At 39.4% G+C, this 16,719-nt stretch carries 15 protein-coding genes and 1 pseudogene; 3 read left to right on the top strand and 13 right to left on the bottom strand.

The genetic code is table 11. The features are described 5' to 3' along the window. Nucleotides 1-201: 201 nt before the first annotated feature. Both M0R79_RS07935 and M0R79_RS07940 read right to left on the bottom strand, forming a co-directional pair. The gene (locus tag M0R79_RS07935) at nt 202-1,323 is read right to left on the bottom strand and encodes an alanyl-tRNA editing protein (RefSeq protein ID WP_092571224.1); all 1,122 of its coding nucleotides are present in this window, start codon (nt 1,321-1,323) and stop codon (nt 202-204) included. A 142-nt stretch (nt 1,324-1,465) separates the two neighbouring features. After that, nucleotides 1,466-2,347, bottom strand: a complete 882-nt coding sequence (locus M0R79_RS07940; RefSeq protein ID WP_092571222.1) for an SDR family oxidoreductase — start codon at nt 2,345-2,347, stop codon at nt 1,466-1,468. A gap of 177 nt (nt 2,348-2,524) precedes the next feature. Between M0R79_RS07940 and M0R79_RS07945 the strand changes: the two genes are divergently transcribed. Next, complete coding sequence (locus M0R79_RS07945) at nt 2,525-4,324, top strand: MSCRAMM family adhesin SdrC (protein ID WP_248417143.1); 1,800 nt, start codon at nt 2,525-2,527, stop codon at nt 4,322-4,324. A 59-nt stretch (nt 4,325-4,383) separates the two neighbouring features. Here M0R79_RS07945 and M0R79_RS07950 read toward each other — a convergent pair whose 3' ends face one another. The 6 genes from M0R79_RS07950 to M0R79_RS07975 form a co-directional block, all read right to left on the bottom strand. Then, the gene (locus tag M0R79_RS07950) at nt 4,384-6,519 is read right to left on the bottom strand and encodes a heavy metal translocating P-type ATPase (RefSeq protein WP_092571218.1); all 2,136 of its coding nucleotides are present in this window, start codon (nt 6,517-6,519) and stop codon (nt 4,384-4,386) included. Beyond that, nucleotides 6,519-6,872, bottom strand: a complete 354-nt coding sequence (locus M0R79_RS07955; protein WP_248417142.1) for an ArsR/SmtB family transcription factor — start codon at nt 6,870-6,872, stop codon at nt 6,519-6,521. Before M0R79_RS07955 ends, M0R79_RS07950 begins: the two co-directional genes overlap by 1 nt. A gap of 322 nt (nt 6,873-7,194) precedes the next feature. After that, nucleotides 7,195-7,683, bottom strand: coding sequence for a prolyl-tRNA synthetase associated domain-containing protein (locus M0R79_RS07960; protein WP_092571213.1), 489 nt, complete (start codon nt 7,681-7,683; stop codon nt 7,195-7,197). A 75-nt stretch (nt 7,684-7,758) separates the two neighbouring features. Beyond that, nucleotides 7,759-8,097, bottom strand: coding sequence for a hypothetical protein (locus M0R79_RS07965; protein WP_092571211.1), 339 nt, complete (start codon nt 8,095-8,097; stop codon nt 7,759-7,761). A gap of 12 nt (nt 8,098-8,109) precedes the next feature. After that, nucleotides 8,110-8,517 (bottom strand): helix-turn-helix domain-containing protein, encoded by a 408-nt coding sequence (locus M0R79_RS07970; RefSeq protein ID WP_092571209.1) that lies wholly within the window; start codon nt 8,515-8,517, stop codon nt 8,110-8,112. Nucleotides 8,518-8,651: 134 nt separating this feature from the next. Beyond that, nucleotides 8,652-9,344: an MgtC/SapB family protein gene (locus tag M0R79_RS07975; protein WP_092571206.1), complete on the bottom strand. Its 693-nt coding sequence runs from the start codon at nt 9,342-9,344 to the stop codon at nt 8,652-8,654. A 232-nt stretch (nt 9,345-9,576) separates the two neighbouring features. Here M0R79_RS07975 and M0R79_RS07980 point away from each other — a divergent pair, with 232 nt between their 5' ends. After that, the gene (locus M0R79_RS07980; protein WP_159428847.1) at nt 9,577-10,038 is read left to right on the top strand and encodes a GNAT family N-acetyltransferase; all 462 of its coding nucleotides are present in this window, start codon (nt 9,577-9,579) and stop codon (nt 10,036-10,038) included. A gap of 326 nt (nt 10,039-10,364) precedes the next feature. On the opposite strand, the gene M0R79_RS07985 is transcribed toward M0R79_RS07980, so the two are convergent. The 5 genes and pseudogenes from M0R79_RS07985 to M0R79_RS08005 all read right to left on the bottom strand — a co-directional run bounded on the left by M0R79_RS07985 (nt 10,365) and on the right by M0R79_RS08005 (nt 14,304). Continuing rightward, nucleotides 10,365-10,805: a DUF2188 domain-containing protein gene (locus M0R79_RS07985; protein ID WP_092571193.1), complete on the bottom strand. Its 441-nt coding sequence runs from the start codon at nt 10,803-10,805 to the stop codon at nt 10,365-10,367. A 100-nt stretch (nt 10,806-10,905) separates the two neighbouring features. After that, nucleotides 10,906-12,407: pseudogene (locus M0R79_RS07990) on the bottom strand (PTS transporter subunit EIIC). Nucleotides 12,408-12,419: 12 nt separating this feature from the next. Beyond that, nucleotides 12,420-13,115: an N-acetylmannosamine-6-phosphate 2-epimerase gene (locus M0R79_RS07995; RefSeq protein ID WP_092571189.1), complete on the bottom strand. Its 696-nt coding sequence runs from the start codon at nt 13,113-13,115 to the stop codon at nt 12,420-12,422. Further along, nucleotides 13,108-13,941 carry a MurR/RpiR family transcriptional regulator gene (locus M0R79_RS08000; protein ID WP_092571187.1) on the bottom strand — a complete coding sequence of 278 codons (834 nt, stop codon included), beginning with the start codon at nt 13,939-13,941 and terminating at the stop codon, nt 13,108-13,110. The genes M0R79_RS07995 and M0R79_RS08000 overlap by 8 nt, the downstream gene beginning before the upstream one ends. A gap of 162 nt (nt 13,942-14,103) precedes the next feature. Beyond that, nucleotides 14,104-14,304, bottom strand: a complete 201-nt coding sequence (locus M0R79_RS08005; protein ID WP_092571185.1) for a CsbD family protein — start codon at nt 14,302-14,304, stop codon at nt 14,104-14,106. A gap of 348 nt (nt 14,305-14,652) precedes the next feature. Here M0R79_RS08005 and M0R79_RS08010 point away from each other — a divergent pair, with 348 nt between their 5' ends. Further along, a complete protein-coding gene (locus M0R79_RS08010) occupies nt 14,653-16,680 on the top strand; it encodes a M13-type metalloendopeptidase (RefSeq protein WP_092571183.1) in 2,028 nt (675 codons plus the stop codon). The last annotated feature ends 39 nt before the right edge of the window (nt 16,681-16,719 follow it).

Below are 16,719 nucleotides of genomic sequence, written 5' to 3' on the forward strand. Positions count from 1 at the left end.
TATCACGTTCTCATGTGAAATACTATGCTTTTAATCGTAATATAATTATCTTAGCATTTACTCATAAATATTAGGTGAAGATAATAGGAAAGCGAATCCTAATAGTTTGATAATTATCTTTCTGCGAAGATTAGCGCTGTTTTATGATACAATGAAACAAATTTAAATGAGAAATATTGTTTTTGGCGCCAAATTTTAACTTTATTTTAAATTTGAGACGATCTGATTGAAGAGCTGAACAAGTTCTTCTTGAGCGTGCTCGGTCCGTCCCGATACAATCTTGGGTGAGCCGCCTCCTCTTAAATTAATTTCCGCTTCTAAAGAATTAAGAATGTCTCGTGCTTGACCTGCAGGAGAAACAATAGAAAAATGGCAAACACCGTCTTCTTGGTTGGTTAATATTTTTAAATCAATTGGGTGTTTGAGCAAGTTCTGCGAAACCTGACGCATACTCTCGATGGCAACCTGGTCTTGAATAATTATCTCAGGACTTTGAGCAATCGCCTCACTTTGATAGTCTGCTAGAGAATCCGATAAAACTTTCAATCGATCTTTATTCTTTTTCTTAAGATCAATCAGCTCTTCAATATCTTCTACTATAGTTTCTTCTTTAGTATTCAGTAAATGACGGATAGCTTCTACTTTATGATTCTTAGCTTGCAAAAGCTGACTCGCAGCCAAACCGACGGCGATTTCCACCCGAGTCTGGTCTCCATGTTTCTTCTGTCCTAAGATTACAAAAGAAGCAATCTGACTGGTATTGTTGACATGAGGGGTCCCACAGGGTTGACGATCTAAATTACCAAAACTCACCACCCGAACTTCATCGTGTTGGGCATAAGCTGGGTCGGGATATTTGGAGCCAGGATAGTATTCGTAAGTCACTGGAATCGCGGCTAAGATAGCATCTTGCATATGGTTCTCAACCTTAGCCAAATCTTCTTCTGTCACTTGATTGCGATTAATTTGATACCATTGGTTTCCTGGCTCAACCGACACAGCAGTTAACTGAATATCATAAGGTCGATAGTAACCATCTAGTAAATGTAAGGCTGATTGAATTTGACTATTCAATAGACGACGCTTCCCATCTAAAGCTAGATGAATCGGATTACTTAAGGGCTCAGCAACCTTATGAAAGAGTCGATCCCCTTCCCATTTAAGATCGAGGACCGGCTGTCCGTTAATCGTACCGTGATCGGCCAGCATTCCTCCTTTGGCTCCATAAAAAATAGTATCTTCAAAGCGATAGTAACCATCTTGCTCTTCTGCAATGGTCGTTGTCAAATTCCAATCAAACAAATCATCATAATGTCGTAACATATTATTTCCTCCTCTTCCCAATCCACGTTCTATTCCTTTCCATTGTACAATATCCGCTAGAAATAGGAAGCTGTCTGAATTTTAGATATATAAAAACTGCCCAGTCTTAATAAACTGAGCAGACTCATCAACGAATATTCAATTAAAGATTAATATTCTGACCACCTGTGACGCCGTAAATCTGTCCGGTCACATAGGAAGCTTGTTCAGAAGCTAGGAATACATAAACATCAGCCAATTCGACCGGTTGACCCGCTCGGCCGAGTAAACTATTTTGGCCGAAGTCCTTCAGTGCCCCAGGAAGTTGTCCGGCATCCAATTGGAGCGGTGTCCAAATTGGACCAGGGGCCACCCCATTGACCCGAATTCCTTTCTCAGCAAAATATTGGGACAGATTGATTGTTAAGTTGCTGATTGCAGCCTTTGTCGCCGCATAATCTAAAAGTTGAGTACTTGGATTAAATGCTTGCACAGAGCTGGTTGTAATAATACTTGCTCCCGGTGCTAAATTGGGTTCAGCTTCTTTAATCATCTCAATCATCGTAAAGAAATTAACTTGGAAAGTCTGTTCGACTTGTGCTAGCGACAAATCACTTAAGGAAGCGACAGCAAATTGCTGGGCAGCATTCAAAACTAAAATATCTAAATGGCCGAGGACTGTAAAAGCTTCTTTCACCACTCGCCGGCCTTCTCCTGGCTGACAAAAATCAGCAGCGATTATTTCAATGGAATAGCCATCTTGACTCAATAAATCTTGTAACGATTCAGCATCTTCCTCTTCTCCTGGTAAATATTGGACACAAACTTGAGCACCCTCACGAACGAAAGCAATGGCCACCGCCCGGCCGATTCCAGAATCTCCACCAGTGATTAAGGCTTTACGTCCTGAAAGGCGTTGTTGACCTTGATAAGATTGCTCTCCGCAATCTGGCAGCGGGGTCATTTCACTTTGTAGCGCAGGAGATTTACTGGATTGCTCAGGAAAACCATCCGCCTTATATCGATCTCTAGGATTAGTCGTCATGATTTCTCCTCCTTCAACTTAATTTGTTATTACTTAATTAAAGTATAAATGAGATAACTGAGAACTTCTAACTATCTGTAAAGTATTATATAAGCATCTTTTGAAAAATTAATATTGACAATAATCTATCAAATAATTATACTCTAATAGTAATAGTTACTTTTTAGGAGGAATTTGATGTTAAAGAAGAAATTTTATCGTTGGCTGGCCGCAAGTACTTTGTTACTAGCTATTTCAAGTGAATCGAGTTCACTGGTTTTGGCCGAAGAGATCGATGCTCCGCAGAATGCTGGGGTAGAAGACTACGGCGGTGGCACAAACACTGACAATAATGGTGAAGAAGATTTAATCATCCATATCGGTGAAAGCAGTAGTGCCCAACTTAGAATTGTTTATAGCAATGGACTGCCAGTAGACGAAGGCAGCCTAGTTCGCTTGAGCAATGGCATCCATCAAATGGAAAGAATGACCGATGCCAATGGCTACGTACAATTCTTACCTTCCGATGGCTTGGAAAATGGACAAACTTATCAGGTGAGCGTTAACCAACAGGCCAATGTTTTTAGCTTTACTAGTCAAGGGGAGCAGGAACATGTGATTTCACTACCACTTCCGGGAGCAGTAGATCCTTTACTACTGATCTTACAATTATCTTATCAAGATGGTAGCTCACTACCGGTGGGAACACCCATTACCTTGACCAATTTAAAAGATGGTAGCCAATTCACTAAGAACATAACTGAAGAAGGGGTCTTACTACTTACCGAAGCAGATGGCTTAAAGAAAGAAGTAAATTATGAAATCAGTGTCGATGGAACGAACATTGGTTCGACTTTCCGCTATGACCTTGGTGGTGAAAAAGAGCTAGCTGTTGTGGTACCTGACTATGCTAAAGCCAAGGAAGTCAGCCAAATTTATTTAATCTTACGCTATACCAACGGTCTTCCTGTTGAAATTGGTCGCAAAGTAAGTCTCAGTCATCAAGACCAAAAGATTACTAAAACTATCGAATCTGCCGGAGATTTATCTTTCAGCGAAGAAGATGGGCTAATTCTTGGTCAAGAATATCAAATATCGGTTGACGGACAGGAAAACATTACTTCCCTAACAGCTGAAGCAGATCAAAGCTATCGAGTATATCTTCCTTTAGCCGGAGCCAAAGATCCGCTACAAGTTGAGCTTGAACTTCATTATAAAGACGGCAAGAAATTAGCTAAAGGAACCCGCCTAACTTTCCGCGATCTTAAATCCGACCAAAGCTTCAGCAAAACTCTGGAAGAAGATGGACAACTTACCTTGCTTGAAAGCGACGGCTTAAAGAAAGAAGTTAACTATGGCATTGAAGTAGACGGAACAAATATTGGTTATACCTTCCGTTATGACTTAGGCGGACCAAAGACGCTATCGATTGAATTGCCTGAATACATGACTGAAGATGAACAAAATAATTCAGACTCAGAAGATTCAGCAAAACCCGATCAAGATAAAGACCAGTCCAAACCAAACCAAGATGATTCAGTAAAAGAAGAGCAAGATCAGCCAGATCAAAATAATCAAGCGTCCGATGCTAAAGAAAAAGACAAACAAACAGATTCTGCTGCGAAAGATTCCCAATCTAACTCAGATAAGAATGCTTCACCTGCTCCTCATCAACCAAACGATGGACAAAAAACGCCTGAGTCAAATGCTTCAACCGACGCAAAGACAAAATCTATAAAAGAAACACAAAAGATGAACAGCCAAGCAGAAGCTAACAGTCAAACCACTACAGAAGTTATGAAAGAAGATGCAACCCAAAACAGTCAGACTGATCAGAAAATGAAGCAAAAAACAGAAGAAAAGACAACGACAGATGGACAAAGTCAAAAATTGCCTGAAACAGGGGAAGCTTCATCCTTAAATCTTATTCATGGTTTAGCTATGCTTATCTTATTAGCTGCCCTTAGCCTGTTTAAGAAATTAACTGAAGAACATTAATCATCAGCTGAAAAAGAGGAAAACATACCAGCGAGTATGTTTTCCTCTTTTTTCTTTAGCTAGATTTTATTCATCTTGGCGTTTTTTGTTGATGAATGATATACCGACGATTTAAGCAGACGCATACTGTTTAAGGTAACTAATAAGGTGGCACCGATATCAGCGAAGACAGCTAACCACAAGGTCAGCCAGCCAGGAATGACTAATAAGAGGGCAATCAATTTTAACCCGAGTGAAAAGATAATATTTTCTTTTATAATCCGTAAGGTTCGTTGACTCAGTTTGACCGTTGCCGGAACTTGTAGAAGATTATCTGACATTAATACAATATCTGCCGTTTCTAAGGCTGTATCGGTGCCGGTTCCACCCATCGCTATCCCAATATTCGCCGCAGCTAAAGCGGGCGCATCATTCACGCCATCACCGACCATCGCAATCGGAGCTTGAGAACCTAGTTGACGAATGACAGCTAATTTGTCCTCTGGTAACAAAGAAGCCTTAATCTCTTCAATCCCTACTAATTGTCCCATGGCCTGGGCTGTGGCCAGATTATCTCCCGTTAACATCCATGAAGTTAAACCTAAATCATTCAAATAGCCAATAGATTCAGCAGCCTGATCACGAACCTGATCAGCTACGGCTAAAATTAATTGAATTTCCTGCAGATTACCGAATAAAACCACCGTCTGACCCTCTTCTTGTAATTCGGTCAACTGTTCGCTAATCCTTTTATCGATTGAATCAAGATGATTCTGCCAAAGAATGGGTTGACCCACATAATAAGTCTTTCCTTGATAAATCCCCTTTAGACCCTTTCCAGTGATGGACTGAAATGCTTCAAGATCGACCATTTTTTTGTTATCTAATTTGTTGGATAGACCTTCTACGATAGCCTTAGCTAAGGGGTGGTTAGCCCGGCTCTCTAAAGCGATTAAAATTTCGTAACGAGGTTGGTCCACTAAAGCAATGGTCTGATTCAATTGTGTTTGACCTTGCGTCAGGGTTCCTGTCTTATCAAAGGCAATGGTACGAATCTTGGCCAGGTTCTCTAAATGGCGTCCCCCTTTAATTAGAATACCCTCTTTGGCTGCTGTCCCAATGGCGGTTAAAATCGCTACCGGTGTAGAAATCACCAAAGCACAAGGACAACCAATAATTAACACAGCGAGTCCTTGATAGAACCAATGAGACCAAGAGAGATTGAAGAATAAGGGTGGAATAAGCATCACCAAAGCCGCGATGACCATAATGGCTGGCGTGTAATATTTAGCGAAACGATCGATGACAGATTGGACGCCAGCTTTTTCTTCCTGAGCTTCTTCTACTAAATTGATAATATGAGCCAAGGTGGTATCTTCAGCTAGTTTAGTGACGCAGACATCAATCACACCTTCTTCATTAAAGGTCCCCGCATAGACGGTATCACCAAGTTCTTTGACCACTGGCATGCTTTCTCCAGTGATCGTTGCTTGATTAATACTTGTACTGCCTTTGATAACTTCTCCATCCAGAGCTACCCGATCGCCTGGTTTAATTCGAATAATCTGGTTTAGCTGGATTTGACTGACATCTTTTACAATCTCTTGATTATCTTCAATCACCCAGGCTTGATTTGGTGCCAATGAGATTAGGCTAGCCAATGAATGACGGGCCTTGTCGGTTGAGTAACTTTCTAAGGCTTCACTGATGGCAAAAAGAACAACGACCATTGCTCCCTCGGCCCATTGATGGATGGAAACAGCGCCAATAATAGCCACGGTCATTAAGGTGTTCATATCAAATTCGAGTTGAAATAAATTCCGCAGACCGGTTCTAAAGAGGTCCCAGCCACCGACAACAATCGCTAAGATATAGCCATATTCGATCAAGTCTTTTTGACCAGGATTGAAATAGCCCAATACGAAGGTTAAGACCATGATCAAAGCAGCTAAGAAAGCTGGCAGATTCTCTTTCTTAAATATAATAGGCTGCGAAGATGTCGTCTGATCTGGGCGCGCTACTTTAATATTATCGAAAGCTCCAGCTTGTTCGATTTCTTCAATGCTGGCGGTTCCGCTAATCCGAACCTTGGTCGCTGCAAAATTAACCGAAGCTTGAGAAACTGAATCTAATTTCAATAAATTCTCTTCAAATTTCCGCGCACAATTTGCACAATCTAAATTCATTAATTGATAAGTACGTTCGCTTGCATTCATTAATCTTCCTCCATATGTTCAATCGTCTTATTGATAATTGCTTGAACATGTTCATCTTCTAAAGAATAGTAAACTTGTTTGCCTTCTTTTCGATCCTTAATCACCCCTACTTTATATAACTTGCGCAGGTGACTGGAAGCATTGGCTTGGCTAATGCCCAAAATATTGGCAATATCACAGACACATAATTCTGGGTAACGACTGATAGCCGTGACAATCTTAGTCCGATTATCTTCGGCAATCGCTTTAAGAAAATTGGTAACTTTATCTAAGGGTAAACTTTCTAATTCTTGGCGAACTTGTTTTACCCGGTCGGGATGATTTTGAAACTCTTGGCATACCGGCATGGTCATTTGGAACACCTTCTCATTCAATTATTTAATTGAGTATAGTATAACAGAAAAGTCTTGGTCATTCAATTATATAATTGAATGATAACCATTATCCTTAATCATACTTTATCTTTCAATTTTTTAATGAGCCCTCGATAAAGCAAAATAAAAAAACTACCCCTATCCCTAGACTAAATTGCTAAGGATGAGTGAGTAGATCAATTTTATTGGTTCTATAATTTTCTATATGTGAAAGTTAAATCGAGATCCAATCAAATACTGATTAAAAAAGCTTCAGCCTGCGCTAGTTTTAATATCTTAGCCTAGCGGTTTAGTGGCTTCACTAGATGGACAAAATGGTATAATCGAAACCAATCGCTTTCAAGAATTTAAATAGATCGGTGGTTTTCAGGAAAAGTGTCTTCTCATTGGTATTAGGATGGAAACTCATTCGTTCTTCATCAACAATTTCTTGGTCAAAATAAACTTGAATATCCTTCTCCTGATTATTCAATAAACCAAAGGGAGAAACCACACCAGCAGGTAAGGCCATTTTCTCGAAAAGACTATCTTCAGAAGCCATACGGATTTTATTGGCTTGAACTAATTCTTTGAAATGATTCATGTCAAGTTGTTTGCTATCATCCATAATTAAGAGGTAATAGGCCGTCTTCTTTTTATTGGTTAGAAACATGGTCTTGGTCCGGACCCCTTCAACCCCCTCAATAAATTGATCGGCTTGCTCCGTGGTTAAAGCAGGAGGATGTTCGACAATCTCAAAAGGAATGTCGAGTTTATCCAAGGCTTCTTTAACTTGATTATATCCTTCCATGATATCCTTCCTCTCTCATTTTACTCTCATTATATCATAGAAATGGATTGATATTGCTAGGACTTTCTCAGTGATTCAGTTGAAATACCAGAAAAAACCGATGATCAAAATGACCGCTCCAATTAAATGGAAGGCTAAAGCTAAGCGCGCTCTCTGCTTATAATGCTGAACTTTTTCTGGATCAATGATGCTTTCATCTTTAATCGGAAACTGACGCCGACCTAGTAAATATAACAAAATGTTGCCGCCGCCATTATTACCACCGAGATTGAAGATGCCCCAAAATCGTGGATAAGGTAAGTGCCGAGCCTTGGCATCCATCACCGTGAGTCGATAGATCATTCGTGCTAATTGAATTCCTCCGAATACACAAATCGCCAGACCACAAACAAATATTATTAAGCGCGTATCCATTCTTTTCCCTCCTTAAAGTCGACGAATGAGTTCAAAATAAATGAAACCAGTCATACATAGAGCCAAGATAAAAATGGTAACTAAGCCATAAATCTTCAGGGGTAAGAAATAATTAATCAGTAAAACTATTAAAATTAGTAAAATGTTGATTACAATCGCTTTGATAAGTTTTCGGTTGCTTTTAACCACATTGGTATTGTCATCAATATGTTGAACAAATTCTTTATTCTTCTTCAACAAGGCATCCAGACTCAACTGATACAGTTCACTTAATTCAATGACCGTTCGTACATCGGGATAACACTTATCATTCTCCCAATTAGAAATCGTCTGCCGACTAACATCTAAGGCTTCTGAAATCTCTTCTTGGGTCATACCTGCTTGCATGCGAGCAGTCTTTAATTGCTGACCTATTGTCATCGCAATCCCTCCTTGTGTCTCTACTGTATTCATTTTATTGATCGATGTCTATCAAATCTTTTAGACAAGGCCATTTTTTCGTCAAAAATTCCCTGTCAAACTTTTTTGACAGGGCTATAAATGGTGATTTAATGCTATTTCGAAGGTCCATCCTCAAATAATAATTGACTCCCTTTAAGTTGATTAAATTCGCTGATAAATTTTTCTACATTGACTTCTAGCGGAAATTCTAACTCGATGAGATAAGCCTGATCCGACTTATGCGTCGAACAGGGTCGTATTTTATTAATCGTAATCAGAGAGTCATTGATAAAGGCGATGGCTTGATTAAAACTATCTATGTCTTGGGTTTGGAGAATAAATTGTTCATAAGGCGATCGATCTTTAAGTCGATGTTTAACCTTTTGCAAATAGACGAGAGTGATAATCAATATGATCGCAACCACTAAGGCGACCTCATAGAAACCAATGCCCACCGCTAAACCTAAACAGGCTGACGACCACAAACCGGCTGCTGTGGTTAATCCTTTGACCTTATCGCGATTGGTAATCAGAATCATCCCAGCGCCAAGAAAGCCGATACCACTGACCACTTGAGCACCCATCCGACTCGGATCCACTCCTGGATAGAATTTGGCGACAAATTGATTGGTCATCATTACCATGGCTGAAGTGACACTGACGAGGATATAAGTTCGCATCCCGGCCGGTTGATTATTTAAACCACGCTCAAAACCAATTAAACCACCCAGAATCATGGCCATCAAACAGCGAATCAAAATGGTTATAAAATTTAATTCTTCAAAGTTAATCGCTGGTATCTTCATTTAATCCCTCCTCTCTGTCAAACATCCGTTTTCCTTGATTCTATTATAGCGTAAAGCTATGCTTTTCTATAGATATGTTGTCTTGGGTATGATTTAACCAAGATTTTTACCAAATCCGCTATTGACTGAGGATCTAGTTAAAGAATAAGCTCTGATGAATAATTTGTGCAAATCTGTTGGATAAAAGGATTCATCCTTAGAAATGACAAATTGACCATAGAAAGGAATGCTAATGCTATATATTATTCGAAAAGGAGATTCAGTACCTTCTCATTTGTTAGTAGCTATTGAAGCCATCGATTGGCCAGCTGGAACTTATGTAGCCGATATTTTGCGTCAGCAATCGATGGCGCCCTCCGATTATTACTTCATATTAAGTCAAGATAGCCCCGATGCTAATAAAAAAGACCAACTGGTGGCCTTCGCCGCTTATGTCGAACAAGATATTATTGCCGATCCAGCCATTTGTCCTTGTATTGCTACTGTCTATGTTGAGCCTAGTTTCCGTCAACGCGGCTTAAGTCGAGACCTCGTTCACTTAGTCGAGCTCCACGCCAAAGCCCAGAATCAGCAAGACTTATATATTAACACTCAACATCAAGGTTTATACGAGCCTCTGGGCTATCAGCAGTTTGACTGCCAGATTGACACCAAGGGCCGAACAATTTATCTCTATCATAAAACACTGTATTAGATTAGAATAGTGCTAGCCCGAAAGCCAGACTTTTTGGTGTTTAGAAAATAGACAAACCGAATATTTACCGGCGACCCGACCTTTATAGGTCTATGTTTCCCCTAAAGTAATGCGATCCATAATTGTCTAGCTAAAACTTGCCAGACAATTGGGCTGAATCTATGGGGAAATTTCATCGGTAAATATTCGGCTATTTGTGTTTCTATTTTATCGGCCTTCTTCCAAAGGATAGGAGGTGATAATCATTCAGATTCATTTTTGTCTTCTCTAATTCATGGTGACCACTAAACACTGACATCTCATGACTTCAACACTCATCCTAAAACTTATTTTTCATTTTGTTTCTTGCCTTCTTTGGTATAAGGTACCACTTTAGATTCTTTATTCTTAGCTATTTCTTTAGCCCGTTTAATCGCCTCAGCCTTACTAGCAAAACTGTCAGAAGCTCTTTTCGCTTTCTTAGTCTTAACTTTCCACTGGTCATCTTCAAAATAAACTTCAACATCTTCATCTAATAAATCAGGATTGGTCGAATCACGGTCATGTTTATCTCTTTTAGAAGGATTCGCTTCTGCTTTAAGCTCCTTCAATTCTTTATCAGTCGCCTTGGCAAACCACTTCTTTCCTTCAGCAATGGCAATGGGGATGGCCCGATCTTCATCGTAACCATTGGCTAAGAGGGCATTGGCAATATCAATCATCTTCTTCCGCTCTAAGGTTTCGAAATTCTTAAACGATGGCGGATAATCTTGCATATTCCATGGCATACGTCTCACCCTTTCTATTGAAATTATAACATGCATCTACTGCCAACCCTATTAAAGCGAATTAAAAAACCAGCCCCGTCAAGGGACTGGTCAATAAATTCTATTCTTCATGACCAAGGATTTGATTAATTTCCTGGCTATATAAATCTGACTTGCCACCGAAGACTGCTTGAATTCCATTAGCAACGTCGACAACTGCCGTAGCTCCAAGTTGTTTCAACTTAGTCTTATCAACTTGCTGGGTGTCCACCACGGATACCCGCAGCCGTGTGGCACAAGCAGTTACATTTTCAATATTTGTTGCTTGACCCAAAGCCGCAATGATTTCTTGAGCTCTTTGACTTAAATCTGTCGATGATTGTTCGGTTCCAGATTCAAATTCACCCACATTCAACTCCATACCAGGTACGGCTACTTTGAATCGTTTGACTAAATACCTAAAAATAAAATAATAAACCAGTGCCCAAATAATTCCGACCGGCAGAACGCGCAACCAATGAGTTTGCGCTTGACCTTGCAAAGGTCCAAAAATAGTAAAGTCAATCAGTCCACCAGAGAAAGTATTACCAATTCGGATTTGCAATAAATCGGCTACCAAGAAAGAGACACCATCTAAGAAAGCGTGAATGACGTATAACCAAGGTGCTGCAAATAAGAAAGAAAATTCAATCGGTTCGGTAATCCCAGTTAAGAATGAGGTGAGTGCACTAGACATATAAAATCCGGCATTGGCTTTGCGATTTTCTTTAGGAATAGCATGATACATCCCTAAACATGCAGCAGGCAGACCAAACATCATTGTAGCAAAACGCCCAGCAAAAAAACGCGTTCCATAAGTGAACAATCCGCTAAAGTTTGGATCCGCAAGTTGAGCGAAATAGATATTTTGAGCACCCGAAACTGTTTGTCCCGCCACCGTTTCTACCCCACCTAAGGATGTATACCAGAATAATGGATAGATGGTATGGTGTAAACCTACGGCTCCTGTAAGCCGTAAAAAAATCCATATAGGAAAGAACCCAAGCTACCCATTCGAGCAATTTGTTCACCCAAGACTACTAAGAGATTTTGAATGGGGGGCCAGATTAAATAGAAGATACTACCTAATACAATGGCTGATAACGATGAAACAATCGGAATAAATCGTGATCCGCCAAAGAAACCTAAAAATTGTGGTAGCTCAATTTTACGATAGCGATTATGTAAATAAGTTACCGTCAACCCAATGACCAAAGCACCAAGAACACCAGTATCAATTGTCGCGTCAGCGTCAGAATACAACTGCAAAAGTGAACTAATAGTTGCTGTAAAGACTAGAAAAGCAACTCCAGCCGACAGACCCGCAGTTCCTTTGTCACCTTTAGCCAGTCCCACAGCAATACCAATAGAGAAGATCAATGGTAAATTGGCAAAGACCGCATTCCCGGCTCCAGCCATTACTGCAAATACGGACTGAATCCATTCTGCCCCTAAAAAGGGGAAGGCAGCAATAGCAGCATCATTTGATAAAGCAGCTCCCAGACCGAGTAATAGCCCTGCTACCGGCAAAATTGCAATCGGGAGCATAAACGCTTGGCCTAACTTCGAGAATTCTTTAAACATATGCTTTCCTCCTTATCCTTCTAATCCTTTAATAAAACGTTGAGCAATTTCTTTAGGTCGAGTAATCGCCCCACCGACAACGATTCCAGTCGCCCCGAGTTCTTTCATTTTTCGCGCCTGTTCAGGATAATGAATCTTTCCTTCAGCAATGACGGGAATTCCTTCAGCCACTAAATTTTTTACCAATTCAAAGTCAGGCTGATCTGATTGACGACTATAGTTGGTATAACCAGAAAGTGTCGTTCCAACAAAATCAATACCTGCTTGATAAGCTGCCAAGCCTTCATTAAAGGTCGATATATCTGCCATAAATAACTGGTCAGGATATTTAGCTTTAATCTGTTGGATAAATGCTTCAATGCTCAAACCATCATACCGGGGTCGCTGTGTACAATCTAAAGCAATCACTTCAACTCCAGTTTCAATGAGTTGGTCTACTTCTTTCATCGTAGCCGTAATAAAAGGTTCTTGAGGTGGATAATCACGTTTAATTATCCCAATCATCGGCAGATCTACTTGCTGACGAATGGCTAAAATATCACGCACTGAGTTGGCTCGCAATGCAACTGCTCCTGCTTCTTGAGCTGCCAGAGCCATATAAGGCATCAAACCTTGACCTTCTTCTATATATAGAGGTTCTCCTGGCAAGGCCTGACATGACACAATCAAACCTTTTTTTATAACATCTATAAAATCCTGTTTATTCATCTTTATTATCCACTCCTTTTTCTATCGCAAATAAAGTATCTAGGAAAACTTTTCCTCGTTGGACTCGGTCGAGGTCCATAATATAATCATAAATAATATCAATCACCATCAAGATGGGTAATTGGGGCGAGATTCGATTGCCAAAATTTAAATTCGCCAGACTGGCACAATTCAGAATCACCTGAATTTGATCATCATAAAGCGGTTTGGCTTTAGAAGTAATCAATAGGGTTTTGGCCCCTTGGCTAGCAGCTTGTTTTAACGATTTTAGTACAGAAAAAGTCTCACCAGAAATTGAAAAACCAATGACTAGACAGGTCGAATTCAGTACAACTTGATTCATTGCCATCATTTCAGGATCAGTAATCGCATCAACCGTCAATCCTAAACGCATTAAGCGATAACGCGTCTCTTGGGCAGCGTAACCAGAACTTCCAATTCCATAAATATATATTCTTTGCGTTTCAGAGATGAGTTGAGCAATATGTTTCAGTTGTTCTTCCTTCATCAAACTATAGGTTTTATTAATAATTTCAGAATAATCCTTTAAAACATTCTCAATCGCCAACGCATTATTCTGATAATTGGGTTGATCCTTCTGTCGGTATGCAAAGATAAATTCCCGATAACCCTGATAGCCACACTTCTGGGCAAATCGAGTCAGTGAAGCTTCCGAAACATGGAGAGTTTGAGCGATAGATTTGGCAGAATAATCTGATGACTCTGTCGGCGGCTGAATAAAATACTGAGCAATGACTTTCTCTGTCTCAGTAAATGAAGGATAGAGCGACTCGATTACTGGCACTAAGCTATCTTTAATTTCCATCTCAATCTCCTTTTCTTTAACAAACTAAATAACCTCAACCGCTTACAAATATTTTATTGGAAATTGTTTAGATTTTCAATATTAATATATTTTCAGAAAGTACTTTCAATAAACAAATCAAAAAAACCAGCCCCGTCAAGGGACTGGTCCATTCACTTTAACTTATTTCTTTTCAGAAAGTCCGTCTACAAAACCTTTAGCTGCGTTTGAAGCATCTTCGATAACTTCTTTCGCTTTACCTTTGGCTTTTTGAGTAGCACCTTCTGCTTTTAATTTTTCGTTATCTGTTACTTTTCCGACAGTTTCTTTGACTGAACCAGAAACTTTATCAAACATTGAGCTTTTTTTCTTTTCTTCTGACATGAGTAATTCCCCCTCTTTATTTGATAAGTATATTATAAACCAGATAGAGGCAGATGTATAATGATATGATTTATATACGAATTCCTAAACAAGATATTCTGAGTTAGACCCAAATTACTGATAAATAGACACTAAATGATATTTGGATTAAATTTTCCGGTAATTATAATGAAAAAGTTAATCTATTGCTAAAAGCTATATGGATATAATTATTACTTATAGGACTTATCATTGCAGTTTATGGATTTATAGCTTATACTCTTGTTAGCGTTTCCATCAGGGATTGTTGTAGGTATATGGGTATCTATTTTTCTTGGTTGAGACGAAATTATCGAGAGGAGTTATGGAATGAGTCATAAGAAATTTAATTTTGTTGGAGCTTCAATGGTAGCAATTCTGGCCTTAGGTGTTGGCGTACAAAGCGCCCCAATTATTTGGCAAAGTCCTATCGTTCTAGCTCAAGAAGAAGAAGCGAGCACTGAGATTCCAGATTATAAGGAAGATTTCTTTGAGGCTGTCAATAAAGAATATTTAGATAATATGGAAATGGCTGCTGACGAAGTCGCTATCGGAGTCAATGATGAATTAGATGAAATTGTTGATGAACGTTTGAAGACCATCTTAGGAGATCTTAAAGATGGTAAAGTTGAACCTCAAAACGAAGAAGAACAACAAATGATGAATTACTATGATTTAGCCTATGATTTCGATCGTCGTGAAGAAGAAGGCGCTGAACCGGTTAAACCATATTTAGAAAAGATTGAATCGCTAGAATCTGCTGAAGATTTAGCTGATCGTTTAGGTGAATGGATTGAAGAAGACCTGCCATTACCTTTCTATGTGTATAGTTCACCAGGTTTGGAAGATCCTAAAACCAATGAATTAATGATCGCATCTGGTAGCTTAATCTTGCCAGATACTTCTTATTATGATGAAGGTAATGAAGATGCGCCTGAATTACTTAAAGTTTACCGTGAATCAGGCGAAAAAATCTTAGTTGCTATGGGATACAGCGAAGAAGAAGCAGCTAAACATCTAGAAAATACTCTTAATTTCGATGCTTTGATGGCTGAATACCGTACGCCAAGTGAAGAACGTCCTAAATATAGTGACAATATCTTCTCAATTTCTGTGGAAGATGCACAAGGCATGACCGATAGTTTCAAATTATTATCAGCTTTAGAAAATATTATCGGTACAAAAGTTGAAAAGATTAATATCGATGATAAATCATTCTCTGGTGGTCTTGCTGATATGATGGGTGAAGAACACTTTGAAGAATTGAAATCATGGATGTTAGTTAAACAAGCCATCGCAGCTGCTCCATATTTAACCGAAGAACTTCGTTTATTACAAGCTGAATATGGAATGGCTCAACGTGGTATTGAAGAACCAACACCTCAAGATAAAGCCGCTTACAAAGAAATTATCTACCAATTCTATGATGTTATCGGTAATGCTTATGGTAAAGAATACTTCGGTGAAGAAGCTCGTAAAGAAGTTGAAGATATTACCTATGATATTATTGATATGTACAAAGAACGCCTAAATAATAATGAATGGCTAAGCCCAGAAACCCGTAAAAAAGCCATCGAAAAATTAGACAAGATGGATGTTATGGTCGGATATGGTGATGAATATAATAAGAATACCCCTGACTATAAAGTAGACCCAGAAAAATCATTCTTTGATGGTATTAAAGGAATTAATAAGGTCGATGTGGTAAATGATTTGAAAGATTATGACCAACCTGTGGCCGAAAACCAATGGGGAATGGAACCATTCGCTGTCAATGCGTATTATAGCTCAACTTCAAACTTAATTTGCTTACCTGCAGGTATCTTGCAAGCACCATTCTACGATAAAGATCAAACAGATAGCCAAAACTACGGTGGGGTAGGTAATGTGGTTGGTCACGAACTGACTCACGCTTTCGACCCAAGTGGTGCAGAATTCAATGCCGATGGTGCATTCGAAAACTGGTGGACTGAAGAAGACTACGCTGCCTATGAAGACCGCACTAAAGTGATGATTGATCAATATGATGGCTATGAAATCTATGATGGCCAAGTTGACGGTGAACAAACTTTAGCTGAGAATATTGCCGATAATGGTGGTATGTCCGTAGCTTTAGAAGGTTTGAAACGTAAAGGAGATCCTAACTACAAAGAATTCTTTGAATCTTATGCTCGCACCTGGGCCATTAAACTTCGTCCTGAATTTGGTAAGATGAGACTAGTCACTGACGAACATGCTCCAGCCGAAACACGGACAAATATCCCAGTGCAAAACTTTGAAGAATTCTATGAAACCTATGGTGTACAAGAGGGCGATCCAATGTACATGGCACCTGCTGATCGCATGATTTTCTGGTAAACTTTCACAATAAGTTAGCTCGTCCAAGAATTATCCCTA

The organism is Ignavigranum ruoffiae (assembly GCF_023195815.2).
GTDB lineage: Bacteria > Bacillota > Bacilli > Lactobacillales > Aerococcaceae > Ignavigranum > Ignavigranum ruoffiae.